Genomic DNA, 12771 nt, shown 5'->3' on the forward strand with positions numbered 1-12771 from the left:
CATTACTTTTCTTCAAATAATAATGCTTCTAATTCATTTAATTTCTCTTCAAATACTTGTAGCGCCTCTTTTACTGGTTCAGGAGATGCCATATCTACTCCTGCTTTTTTCAGCACTTCAATTGGATAATCAGAGCTTCCTGCTTTTAAGAACTCGTTAATATAACGTTCTACTGCTGGTTGTCCTTCTTCTAAAATCTGTTTAGATAGAGCTGTCGCTGCACTAAATCCTGTTGCGTATTGATATACGTAATAGTTGTAGTAGAAGTGTGGAATACGAGACCATTCTAAACCAATCTCTTCGTCGATTACTAAAGCGTCACCGAAATATTTCTTATTTAAATCATAGTAGATTTCCGTTAGCATATCTGGCGTAACAGCATGTCCTTCTTGTACTTTCTTATGAATAATATGTTCAAACTCTGCAAACATCGTTTGACGGAATACAGTACCACGGAATCCTTCTAAATAATGATTTAATAAATATAGACGCTCTTTCTTATCTTCTGTCGTTTTTAATAAATAATCATTTAGAAGCGCTTCATTACAAGTAGATGCCACTTCTGCTACGAAGATGGAATAATCACCATATACGTGTGGTTGTGTTTTTCTTGTATAGTAACTATGCACCGAATGACCAAACTCATGAGCAAGTGTAAATAAGTTATTTACATTATCATGCCAGTTCATTAAAATATACGGATTTGTTCCATATGCACCAGATGAGTATGCCCCGCTTCGTTTTCCTTTATTCTCATACACATCTACCCAGCGATTTTCATATGCCTCTTTCAAAATATCAACATATTCATCACCAAGTACGTTTAAAGATTTTAATAAAAGGTCTTGCGCTTCTTCGTATTTCACATTCATTTTCACTTCTGGTACAAGTGGTGTATATAAATCATACATATGAAGCTCATCAAGTCCTAGTGCACGCTTACGAATATCGATGTAACGGTGTAATAAATGTAAGTTATCATTTACCGTTTCAACGAGTTGATCGTATACTGCTTCCGGAATATTATTATTGCTCAGTGCAGCTTGGCGAGCAGAATCATATTTACGAACACGCGCATTGAAATTATTACGTTTTACTGCTCCACTTAACGTACTTGCGAATGTATTTTTAAATTTCCCATACGTTTCATATACAGCTTTAAATGCATCTTCGCGAACACGAGGATCATCACTTTCTAAAAACTGAATGTAACGGCCATGTGTAATTTCTATTTCTTCTCCGTCTTCACCTTTAATAGATGGGAATTTTAAATCCGCGTTATTCAACATACCGAATGTATTGCTTGATGAACTCATTACTTCAGATGCTTCCGCTAATAAAGCCTCCTCAGCTTCTGATAATACGTGCGGGCGTTGACGTGTAATTTCTTCTAATGCATGTTCATATACACTTAAATCTCTATTTTCCTTCAAGAATGTTTGCAGTGTATCTGCTGAAATTGATAAAATTTCAGGCACAATATACGCTGTGCTACTAGATACTTGTGAATATAAATTTGTTGCACGATCATTTAATGCTTGATATACAGAGTTTGTTGTATCTTGATCGTAACGCATATGAGCATATGTATATAGCTTACCTAATCGCATTGAAATTTCATCTTCATATTGCAATGCCTCAAGTAAATTGTCCGCAGAGTCACCAAGTTTCCCTTTAAATTCAGTTAACTTCGGTAATAGCTCTTTAATAGCCTGGAATTCTTTTTCCCATTCTGCATCCGTTTGGAAAATATCTTCTAATCGCCACGTACTTGCTTCTTCAATCTCGTTGCGATCTGGTAATGCTTTCGCTTTGTTTTGTTCAGACATTCTTTAAGCCCTCCTTTAAATATCTCTACTTAAGTACAATTCGTTTTTTCTTATGTAATTCCTTCACAATCATTCTTTATTATATCCCCTTTTCCTCCTCTCATGTTAAAATTTGCCTCAAATAAAGATAGCGCATGTATTAAGCAAATCTCATCATGTTTCATAATTTCCTCCTCTGTTTTTAACATCACTACATCCCTTATTTTTCGGTACGTATAACTTCCCGCTTTATGCAATACACCTATATAGCATAAAAATGTCATATATTCAGTAACTGCCACTTTCCATGTGTGCTGTGAAAAGTACGGAAGTATCCGCCTTTTCGTATACCTTTTTACATAACTACACACATATTGAAGAGAAATACACTCTCCTACTGCAAACCCCCCTATACACTTCATATATAGAAAAGCTTGCCATATAAATGGGTTTGTTTGAAAAGCAAATCCAGAAGGGAGTGGAACACCAATTTCAGAAGGAAAACTCGCTGGGGTACATTTAAATTGATATAAGAGGCGTAATAATGACTTATAATTATAATTCCAAATCGGCAGGGCATTTTTGCGGAAGTAGTTCTTTCTCTTCTTCCACTCTTCCCTTAGTATCTCTTTCTCGAAAGGAACGGGAGAAAAAAGCATTTCAAAAGTAGTTTTATCGATTGGTAAATATACAGTATGCGCGAAAAAGATGTTTGTAGAAAATGGAGTGACAAATGCACATTTCATAAATGATTTCTCTTTCGAACAGAAGAAAATAAGAAATGGTTGAGGATAAGATTGTAAGGAGAAAGCCATAAGTGAGGAGAATTTCATCCAATATGCCGATTGCTTTTTCAATTGATTTCCACCAACGATCCAAATGACCTGTATACCAGCTCGCCAATATGAATAGGTTCTTTTGTACAGCTGCTCTATAGCAAGGTTTGCACATTGGTATTCAATTGCAATTTTTCTGCCCGCCCTCTCTACAAAAATATCTGGTCGTTGCTTAATTTCCGGAAGGTAGTACTCAATATCCACCTGAAAGTTTTGACGTTTGAACCATCTATATAACAATTCTTTACCGTGCATATGATACGTTGATTCCGCTTCATAAAAGGCAAGACATGAATCCACTTTTTTATGAGCAAAATGCCAACTTTTTTGTTTCCCTAATTTCATTTGCACTTCCTTTCCACAAGCTACACAAAAGAATCGTTCCTGTTGGCGCATACGGCGCAAAAGCTCTTCATTACAATTATAGAGTAAATGAATTTTTTCTCCGTTTTCTCTTTTAGCTATAAATATCGGAATCACACCCTTTCAGCTCCTTATATTCTACAATTTATTACAAATCCCTTTTAAAAAAGAGATGTCCCAATTTCGGACATCTCTTTTTATAATAATGGCGATAATAACCGGTACGTTGATTCAACAATTCGTCTATGCAGACGCCTTTTATGAAAACGATCGACGTGAATTTCACTGGATTCTTCTAAATCGTCTTTAAAGTCTTGAACAAGTCTTTTAATGCTATCTGTATCATATAAAAAGGCATTTACTTCAAAATTCAAATGAAAACTTCTCATATCCATATTAGCTGTCCCAATTGAAGCTAAATCAGAATCAACGATGACAATTTTACTATGAAGAAAACCTTTTTCGTATTCATATATCTTTACTCCTGCGTCTAAAAGCTCTGGGAAGTACGATCTCGATGCGTAAAAGACAGTGCGCTTATCAGGTTTACTCGGCATCAACAAACGGACATCAATACCAGCAAGTGCAGCAACCTTTAATGCGGATAAAATATCATCATCCGGAATAAAATACGGCGTTGCAATCCAAATAGATTTCCGAGCAGAAGCGATCATTGCGAAATATAAATGCTTAATCGTTTCCCACTTATTATCGGGGCCGCCTGCAACTAGCTGCACTCCTCCCCAATGATCACCCTCAACTGCTTTTGCTTGTAAATATTCAGGAGCTAGCACAGCCTCTCCAGTCATATAAAACCAATCTTGAAGGAAAATAAGCTGTAAACTTTGAACCGCTTCACCACGTAAATACAAATGAGTGTCTCGCCAAAAGCCAAAATATTTACTTTTCCCTAAATACTCATCACCGATATTTAATCCACCTACAAACCCTTCGTTCCCATCAATCACAACAATTTTCCTATGATTTCGATAATTAATCTTATCGTTTAAAATCGGAAAGCGCACAGGAAAGAACGGAATCATTTCTACACCTGCATCGTTTAATTCTTCAATATACGATTTCGATAACTTAAAACTTCCAACCGCATCATATAAAAAGCGAACAACAACGCCCTCTTTTGATTTTTGTATTAAAATATCTTTAATTTCTGTTCCTAATTTATCATCACGCACAATGTAATATTCCATATGAATGTGATGTTTCGCTCGTTTTAACCCATTTAAAATGGCCTGAAACGTTTCATCTCCATTTGTTAATGTCCTCGTTTCAGTTTGAAATGAAATATTTAAAGCACCTAATCGATCCGCTAAACGAAATAACAGTTCTTGATGCTTATGATTGCGTAAAATTCGTTCTTCGTAATCTTCATGCCCTTTATATTGTAAAAACGCCTGTTCATCAAGTAACGCCTTCTTTTGAAACATTCTTTTTCTCCGAAAATTTTGTCCAAATAATAAATAAGCAAAGAAGCCAAATACAGGAAAAATCCCTAACACAATTAACCATGTAAGTGTTTTAGATGGGTGGCGATTTTCTAAGAAAATAACGCAACCAATTAAAAACGCAGATACTGTAAATAAAATACTAATAATACCTAAAATCGAAACATCTTTTATCCCAATCACATCTGAATAAAATGCTACATCAATAAACATACGTAACGAAACAAATAATGCGAACAATAGCAAGATAAAGAAAATCAGCTTTAACGTATTTTTCATCTCTTACCTCCTAACTAAGAAAGCTTTCCTATTCTTCATATAAAAAGCCGATTTCATACTACAGAAATCGGCCTACGTTTTAGCAGGAAAATTATTGCGAATCGTTTCAAGCGCATGCTCTTTCACAATTTGTTTTCCATACTCACTTACACGATGAATTGTTAAAGTTGATTCTTCCCCATATTCTAAAACAATACTTAAAATACGATCGATTTCTTCTTCATCATGTAGCACTTCATCGAATTCCACATATACATAATAGCGGTCCTCAAATGAATACAGCTCATCTTTTATATCTTCAAAGATAAGACGATGACTTAATGAAATGACATCTTCAAAATCATTAAATTTAATTAAAAAGCCAAACGTACCATCTTCATTAAAGTTTGTTCCTGTTTGTTCTTCTACCTCTTCGACTAACTCTTGTTGGAATAATGATTCAATGCCTTCATCTAGAGGAATATCTATAATTTTGTCTACCCCTATCGGTAGTTCCAGCTTTTGCCCATCCTTTGAAAGCTCTGCTTTCGTGACAAGTACTTCAATCCCTTTATCGACTGCTTGCACTTGGATCCATAACGGCCCATCAATAAAGAAATCGTCATGATCACGAGCTTCGTCCATCATCTCCCAAAAGAGCTCTTCACTTCGTTCGCGATCATACCAAATTTCTTCACGATTAAATCCTCTATCCTCTATATCAATGTACGTAATAAAAAATTTCATCGTATGATCATTAATTCTTTCAATATCCAAAATACAACTCTCCCTTCCTGCTTAGAATTGTTATGAAGGGATTCCCCACTCATATGACAAATCAATAGATTCTTGTACTCTCATTTTATGATAAGATTCTCCAGAATGGAAATAAAATCGATTTATTTTACAAAAATAGTTATATGCCTATCTTTACTCGATCAACTACATAAATATATTATTATAGCGATTTCTTACTTACAAAAAATTTGGACATACATTTCCACATTCCCCCGTACACTGTAATAAGGTGAAACTTCTATTAGAAGAGATTATTTAACAACAACTTTCTTCATCACATACATACAGTTCGCTTATTAAAACATCATAAATGGAGGCAGACGAATGGACTTAGAGTTTTTAACATCCGTACTAATGATTGTCGGTATCGATGTTGTATTAGGTGGTGACAATGCAATCGTCATCGCACTAGCTAGCCGAAATTTACCTGAATCGAAACGAAATAAAGCTATTTTGATCGGTACTCTTTTAGCAATCGTACTAAGAATTGTCCTTACTATACTAGCTGTCTATTTACTCGACATTCCATTTCTACAATTGATTGGCGGGGTTTTACTTACATTAATTGCAGTCAATTTATTAACTGATGATAGCAACGATCTTTCTGCCATTCAAGGAAAAACAACTTTATTTCAAGCTGTGCGAACAATTGTTTTCGCGGATCTCGTTATGGGGTTTGATAATGTTATTGCCATTGCAGGTGCAGCTCACGGGAGATTTTTACTCGTCATAATCGGCTTACTCATTTCTATCCCTATTATTATTTGGGGCAGTAAACTTATTTTAATACTTATGGAACGATTTCCATTCCTCATTTATTGCGGTGCAGCAATTCTTGCCTATACTGCAGGAAAAATGGTTACACATGAAGACAGACTTGCAACCTTTTTTCATAACAACCCAAGTTTCACTGCAAGCATTCCTTATTTGTTCATTTTCACTATTTTATGCATCGGCTTTATCGTAAAACAAGTTCGATTACGCAATGTGAAACATTAAAAAAAACCTTCTACTATATAATAGGTAGAAGGTTTTCATATTATTATAATTAATTTACAAGACGTTGTGCTTCACGTAATTGGAACGTTCTTACTGTACGTGGTAAGAAACGGCGAATTTCGTCTTCGTTGTAACCAACTTGAAGGCGTTTCTCGTCAATCATAATTGGACGACGTAAAATCCCCGGATAGTCACGAATCATCTTATATAAATCTTGAAGTGGTAAAGATTCTAAGTTTACATTCAATTCTTGGAAAACTTTCGAACGAGTAGAAATAATCTCATCCGTTCCGCTTTCTGTCATACGTAAAATCTCTTTAATTTCCTCAATCGTTAATGGATCTGAGAAAATATTACGTTCTGTATAGGGAATATGATTTTCCTCTAGCCATAATTTCGCCTTTCTACAAGACGTACAGCTTGGAGAACTATATAATGTTACCATACAAAGCTCACTCTCCTTAAAGAGTACAAATTCTGTACTAAATACAGTTTTAATTTCTAACTTCAGCAATTTTTCGCGATAACTTGTCTTATTGAAAAGTACAAAAATCGCATTTCATGTAAGCAACAACTTATAATAAACAACAATTACTTTTAATAAGTAACTTCTATAATCATTATACAATAGATTTTGCAAGAAATATACAGCAAATTTCCTGCTAGTTGAGAAAACTCTTCCGTGTATTCCACTGCTATGTAACATGATTACGCTCAATTTAGCTGTACTTGAACAATAACTTTCAACCCCTTTAATACTCACTTCCTCTAAATTTTTCATATAATATATAGTTATTTATCTATAATCTTCCCTATGAAAAAGAGAACGTTTTCTTACTTTTTCTTGATAAATCAATTAAGAAATGTAAGACTATACAAATGAGAATAAAAAGGAACGTTTGTTCTCATTTTAACAAACATTCTCCCTCCTGTCTACACGATTTCTAAAGTAAATTAAATATTTTTCTGACATTTCTTTCTTTTTTATTTTTTATCTCATACAATAAACATACAGACAGGCAAAGGGGGAGTTTGCAAATGATTGCTTTTTTTATTGATTTTATTACGGTTGCTGCCCTCATCATCGGAATAACAGCATTGATTGGTGTCATTACAAATAGCATCGGTGAAAAGCTCTTTGGTGGAAAAGAAAAAATGAAGTTTGTTAACAAAAGTTTGGATGTACAATCCGGCTGGAACCAAGTTGGTGGAAAAGGCATTTATAAGAAACGAACGTATTAAAAAAAGCAGGTGGTTAGCCTGCTTTTTTTATTTTCCTAGGGATGCCCATTTGAAGCTCACATCGGGGCCATATTTATGGTTGTACATATCTTTAATTGTTTCTCTTTGTAAGTATGCTCTACCACGTTGGTATACTGGAACAATCGCAGCGTCATCAAGTAACATTTTTTCTGCCTCAAGTAAGTTTTTCCAGCGAGCATCTACATCGCTTCCATCTTTTTTCGCTTTCATAATGATTTCATCGTATTTCGGATTAGAGTACTTCATCTTATTTTGTGACCCATCTGTTACAAACATATCAAGATATGTAATCGGATCTGGGAAGTCTGCCCCCCATCCAGAGAATGACATGACATAATCACCCGCATCTTCTAATTTTAGTTTTTGTGCGAATGGTTGTTGTTTAATTTTCACTGTTAAACCTGGTAAATTTTTTTCTAATTCACCTTTTAAATATTCACCAGTTTTCTTTGATAACTCTACATCTTCATTTAATAATTCTAATTCGATTTCATTTTTGCCAAGTTCTTTTTTACCAGCTTCCCAATATTTCTTCGCTTCTTTTACGTTCGGTTTTACAATATCCCCATTTACAGCACGAAAATCTTTTTTATCTGGTCCTTTAATGAAGTTATCAGGAATTAATCCTGTTGCTGGCTTAGAACCGTTGTTTAATAACGTATCAACGAACGGCTTACGATCAAAAGCAAGTGAAATTGCTTTACGAATATTTTTATTTGCTAAAGCTGGATCTTTTTGATTTAAGCGTAGGAAAAATACAGATGTCTCTTCTACTGTTTTGAAATCTGGTTTTCCTTTATATTTATCGATGAACTCTGCTAATAACGTCGCTCGATCGATTGCATTTGTTTCATATAAGTTAATTGGCGTAGATGTATCTTTTACAATATTAAAGTTTACTTCTTCAAGCTTCACTTCTTTATTGTCCCAATATGATGAGCTCTTTGTCATTTTAAAACTGCGTTCATGCTGCCAATCGCTTAATGTAAACGGTCCGTTATAAAGTGTTGTATTTGCTTCTAAACCAAACTTCGCACCTTGCTCTTTCACAAATTTCTCATTCACAGGATAAAAGATTGGATATACCATTAAATCTACAAGATATGGAATAGAATTGTCTAATTCTACTTCTAATGTGTAATCATCAATTGCTTTTACACCTAATTGATCAGGACTCATCTCTTTTTTATTAATTTTCTCTGCATTTTTTATATCATACATAATGTATGCTGATTTCGCAGCTGTGTCTGGATTGATCGCTCTTTGCCATGCGTATACAAAATCTTTCGCCGTTAAAGGCTCACCGTTTGACCATTTCGCGTCTTCACGTAATTTAAATGTATATTTTTTACCGTCTTCTGACTTTTTAAATTCTTTTGCTACACCTGGAACTAACTTATCATCTTTTCCAAGGCGGTATAGACCTTCCATCGTGTTGTTCATTACTTTTGAAGAAACTGCGTCAGCTGATAATGCTGGGTCCATTGTTGGTATTTCTTGTGTTTCAATTAAATTAAGAACTTGCTTCGCACCGCTTTTCCCGCTATCCCCTTTTGCGTTTGCTTGCGGTTCATCTTTTTGATAGCTACATGCCCCTAACAACATGCTCATCGCTACTGTTGATGCTACAAAAACTGGTATCTTTTTTTTCATACTTCCACCCTCCAAAAAAATGTTAGCCCTTTCATTTTCAAACAGAAAGAAATATATATATGTTCTAATAATTCATATTATACACACAAATATATTTTTTGTATATTTATATTTCTATTTCATTAAAATTTTCTGTAAAAAAATATATCTTTGTAAACGTTTTATATTGCTGATTATCTTTACTAAAGTACCAAAAATAATTAATTTTATATTTTTCTAAATTATCAGAGAAAAATAAATTTTATATTTTATAATACTTTATGTATAATTATCCCAACCTTTTTAACATAAAATAGCAGTCCCTTCATATTAAAAATATGTAGGCTAAAATGAGTGCAAAGGATAAGAAAGTATGTTACGATACATTTTGCTAAAAATAGATATCGGTAAAGAGGGGACGGACATGACAGCAATTCAGGAAAAAAATGGGCCGACAGAGAAATTAAGTTTATTCTTATTAACATGGCCTATTTTTCTAGAAGTTTTTCTTTTTATGTTGATGGGGATCGCTGATACTTTCATGTTAAGTGCATTATCAGACGATGCTGTATCTGGGGTTGGTGCAGCGAATCAATATCTCCATATTGCGATTTTGGTATTAGAAGTCATCGGGAACGGCGCTGCTATCGTTGTATCTCAATACCTCGGTTCCAGACGCTTTATGGAAGCATCTAAAATATCAGCATTAGCCGTCACATTAAATTTAATAGTTGGGCTCGTTATAAGCGCTGGTTTTCTTTTATTTTCGAAACATATGATGCTCGCAATGAACTTACAAGGCGATGTACTAACGTATGCGCAAAACTACTTATCTATCGTCGGAGGGGCTATCTTCCTGCAAGCTATCATTAACTCATTAGCCGCAATCATCCGTGTACATGGTTTTACAAAGCAAGCGATGTTTATTTCACTCGGAATGAATATTATTCATATCGCTGGAAACTACGTACTCATTTTCGGGAAATTTGGTTTCCCTGAGCTCGGTGTACAAGGGGCTGCAATTTCTTCCGCTATCAGTCGATTGATCGCACTTATTGTTTTCTTCTGGTTACTATACCGCGTTATGGAATATCGCGTGAAATTACAATATTACTTCACTTTATCCAAAGAATACATTGGGAAAATTTTAAAAATCGGTATTCCATCTGCATTTGAACAAGTGATGTATCAAGCTTGTCAAATCGTCTTCCTTTATTACGCAACGTACTTAGGAACGGAATCATTAGCTGCTAGACAATACGCTACTAACATTTCCATGTTCACTTATTTATTTGCAATTGCGATTGGTATGGGAACAGCCATTATTATTGGCCGCCTTGTTGGTGGTGGCGAAAAGGATGAAGCATACGAACGCTTGTGGAAAAGTGTAAAATGGGCGATTGGTGTAACCTTATGTATGGTCGCTCTCGTTATTACATTCCGTACACAATTAATGGGACTGTTTACAGATAATCCGCACATTATCGGGTTAGGCGCAAGTGTTCTTTTACTAAGTGTACTACTTGAAACGGGACGTACGATGAACATCGTCATCATTAATTCGCTTCGTGCAGCTGGTGATGCAAAATATCCTGTTTTAATCGGTGCATTCTCTATGGTGTTAATGAGTTTACCACTAGGTTACTTTTTCGCCTTTCATTTAGATATGGGGCTCGTTGGTATTTGGCTAGCGATCGCCATCGACGAATGGACGCGTGCCATTATTATGTTCTTCCGCTGGAAAAGCAGGGCGTGGGAACGTTACGCACTTGTGAAACCAGAAGAGCAAGACGAGATTGGTTCTGTTCAGGCACAGTAGTACTTGTTTGATTATGATGTAGTTATTAATAAATGCAATTTATATCGACTTACCGACAACTCATTTATATAGTATAGAAAAAAGCCATCCTTCCTTAATGAAGTGCACCCCAATTGTTAGACACAGTCTAACAATTGGAGGTGCATTTTTTATGGCTAAATTTTCTTCAAAAGAAAAAATCCAAGCGGTGAAACGATATTTAGATGGTACAGAAAGTGGAAAAATAATTGCTAAATCTATAGGAGTTAACCCTAGCGTACTTCGTGAGTGGATTAGACGATATGAGTCTTCAGGTGAAAAGGCCTTTGAAAAGTGCTATACATTCTACCCAGCCCAGTATAAACTAGATGTACTTTATTATATGAATGAACACGGGACATCTATCAGAGAAACAGCGGCACTTTTCAATATACCGTCTTATGAAACACTTCGGAAATGGAAAATAGCTTATGAAACAGGAGGATTGGATGCCCTACAATCAAAGAAAAAGGGGCATCCAACCATGAAAGATAAAAAAATAAAACCAGTAGATGAAGGATCAATCGAAGCCTTACAAGCGGAAAATGAGCGTTTACGTATGGAAAATGCATATTTAAAAAAGTTGAATGCCTTAGTTCAAAACAAAGAAAAATCACCAAACAAGACAAAGCGCAAGTAATCTACGAGTTAAGGCATGAATTTCCTATCAAGGAGTTACTTCAACTCGCAAACATTCCACGTAGTACGTACTATTACTGGATGAAACATTTTAATCGTCCTGATCCAAATGCGGAGGTAAAAGAACTGATTCAAGCTATTTATAATGAACACGATGGGTGTTATGGTTATCGTCGTATTCGTGATGAACTTATGAATCGTGGACACAAAGTAAATCATAAAAAAGTATATCGCCTTATGAAAGAATTAGGGTTAAAATGTCTGGTTCGTATGAAAAAATATCGCTCTTACAAAGGGACAGTTGGGAAAATTGCGCCAAATATTTTAAATCGCAACTTCCAAGCTGAAAAACCAAATGAAAAGTGGGTTACAGATATTACGGAGTTTAAGTTATTTGGGGAGAAGTTATACCTATCACCAATGTTGGATTTATTTAATGGTGAAATTATCACGTATACAATTAGTTCCAGACCGACCTATTCCCTTGTTTCAACGATGTTGGACCAAGCCCTTTATTGTGTAACCGATCCGGATAAACTCCTCATTCACTCTGATCAAGGTTGGCACTATCAAATGAAACAATACCGTCATTCTCTTAAGAATTGTGGCATAACTCAAAGTATGTCTCGCAAAGGAAACTGTTATGACAATGCCGTTATTGAAAATTTCTTCGGTATCATGAAATCGGAATTTCTGTATCGAAAAGAATTTGAAAGTATAACACATTTCAAACAAGAATTAGCAAAGTATATAGAATACTATAATCATAAAAGAATTAAGGCAAAATTAAAGGGTATGAGCCCAGTACAATACCGGGCTCATACCCTAGAGGCTGCCTAATGAAACGACCTGTCTAACTTTCGGGGGTCACTTCA

The 12771-nt window shown here is 35.0% G+C and carries 10 protein-coding genes; 4 read left to right on the forward strand and 6 right to left on the reverse strand.

Translation table 11 applies throughout. The features are described 5' to 3' along the window. Window positions 1–2: 2 nt before the first annotated feature. From pepF to mecA, 4 genes are all read right to left on the reverse strand, one after another. The gene (pepF, locus tag ACO6VI_RS06520) at window positions 3–1829 is read right to left on the reverse strand and encodes an oligoendopeptidase F (RefSeq protein ID WP_053565016.1); all 1827 of its coding nucleotides are present in this window, start codon (window positions 1827–1829) and stop codon (window positions 3–5) included. Window positions 1830–1879: 50 nt separating this feature from the next. Then, window positions 1880–3124, reverse strand: a complete 1245-nt coding sequence (locus ACO6VI_RS06525) for a competence protein CoiA (RefSeq protein WP_098818469.1) — start codon at window positions 3122–3124, stop codon at window positions 1880–1882. An 80-nt stretch (window positions 3125–3204) separates the two neighbouring features. Beyond that, entirely contained in the window at window positions 3205–4749 is a 1545-nt protein-coding gene (locus ACO6VI_RS06530; protein ID WP_000799191.1) for a cardiolipin synthase, read from the reverse strand. A 72-nt stretch (window positions 4750–4821) separates the two neighbouring features. Then, window positions 4822–5505, reverse strand: coding sequence for an adaptor protein MecA (gene mecA / locus ACO6VI_RS06535; RefSeq protein ID WP_000350715.1), 684 nt, complete (start codon window positions 5503–5505; stop codon window positions 4822–4824). Between the two features lie 345 nt (window positions 5506–5850). Here mecA and ACO6VI_RS06540 point away from each other — a divergent pair, with 345 nt between their 5' ends. Next, a complete protein-coding gene (locus ACO6VI_RS06540) occupies window positions 5851–6525 on the forward strand; it encodes a TerC family protein (protein ID WP_000362612.1) in 675 nt (224 codons plus the stop codon). Between the two features lie 49 nt (window positions 6526–6574). Here the strand turns inward: ACO6VI_RS06540 and spx are convergent, their stop codons facing one another. Then, window positions 6575–6970 carry a transcriptional regulator Spx gene (spx, locus tag ACO6VI_RS06545; RefSeq protein ID WP_000258267.1) on the reverse strand — a complete coding sequence of 132 codons (396 nt, stop codon included), beginning with the start codon at window positions 6968–6970 and terminating at the stop codon, window positions 6575–6577. 593 nt (window positions 6971–7563) lie between these two features. On the opposite strand from spx, the gene ACO6VI_RS06550 reads away from it, so the two are divergent. Further along, window positions 7564–7767 (forward strand): hypothetical protein, encoded by a 204-nt coding sequence (locus tag ACO6VI_RS06550; RefSeq protein ID WP_000559971.1) that lies wholly within the window; start codon window positions 7564–7566, stop codon window positions 7765–7767. Window positions 7768–7794: 27 nt separating this feature from the next. Here the strand turns inward: ACO6VI_RS06550 and ACO6VI_RS06555 are convergent, their stop codons facing one another. Further along, window positions 7795–9441, reverse strand: coding sequence for a peptide ABC transporter substrate-binding protein (locus ACO6VI_RS06555; protein ID WP_000727243.1), 1647 nt, complete (start codon window positions 9439–9441; stop codon window positions 7795–7797). Window positions 9442–9793: 352 nt separating this feature from the next. On the opposite strand from ACO6VI_RS06555, the gene ACO6VI_RS06560 reads away from it, so the two are divergent. Together ACO6VI_RS06560 and ACO6VI_RS06565 are read left to right on the forward strand one after the other, a co-directional pair. Continuing rightward, the gene (locus ACO6VI_RS06560; RefSeq protein ID WP_003291568.1) at window positions 9794–11239 is read left to right on the forward strand and encodes an MATE family efflux transporter; all 1446 of its coding nucleotides are present in this window, start codon (window positions 9794–9796) and stop codon (window positions 11237–11239) included. 151 nt (window positions 11240–11390) lie between these two features. After that, a protein-coding gene (locus ACO6VI_RS06565; protein ID WP_098840180.1) for an IS3-like element ISBth10 family transposase occupies window positions 11391–12736 on the forward strand; the annotation gives its coding sequence in 2 pieces (ribosomal slippage) (window positions 11391–11832 and window positions 11832–12736; 1347 coding nt in all). Window positions 12737–12771 lie beyond the last annotated feature (35 nt).

The sequence above is a fragment of the Bacillus sp. PSXD-155 genome, assembly GCF_049310765.1.
GTDB lineage: Bacteria > Bacillota > Bacilli > Bacillales > Bacillaceae_G > Bacillus_A > Bacillus_A cereus.

What these genes read in the sequence shown, in the direction of transcription:
- ACO6VI_RS06530 (WP_000799191.1), bottom strand. Translation starts at nt 4,749, where the DNA reads ATGAAAAATACGTTAAAGCTGATTTTCTTTATCTTGCTATTGTTCGCA.
- ACO6VI_RS06560 (WP_003291568.1), top strand. Translation starts at nt 9,794, where the DNA reads ATGTTACGATACATTTTGCTAAAAATAGATATCGGTAAAGAGGGGACG.
- ACO6VI_RS06555 (WP_000727243.1), bottom strand. Translation starts at nt 9,441, where the DNA reads ATGAAAAAAAAGATACCAGTTTTTGTAGCATCAACAGTAGCGATGAGC.
- ACO6VI_RS06540 (WP_000362612.1), top strand. Translation starts at nt 5,851, where the DNA reads ATGGACTTAGAGTTTTTAACATCCGTACTAATGATTGTCGGTATCGAT.
- ACO6VI_RS06550 (WP_000559971.1), top strand. Translation starts at nt 7,564, where the DNA reads ATGATTGCTTTTTTTATTGATTTTATTACGGTTGCTGCCCTCATCATC.
- pepF (WP_053565016.1), bottom strand. Translation starts at nt 1,829, where the DNA reads ATGTCTGAACAAAACAAAGCGAAAGCATTACCAGATCGCAACGAGATT.
- spx (WP_000258267.1), bottom strand. Translation starts at nt 6,970, where the DNA reads ATGGTAACATTATATAGTTCTCCAAGCTGTACGTCTTGTAGAAAGGCG.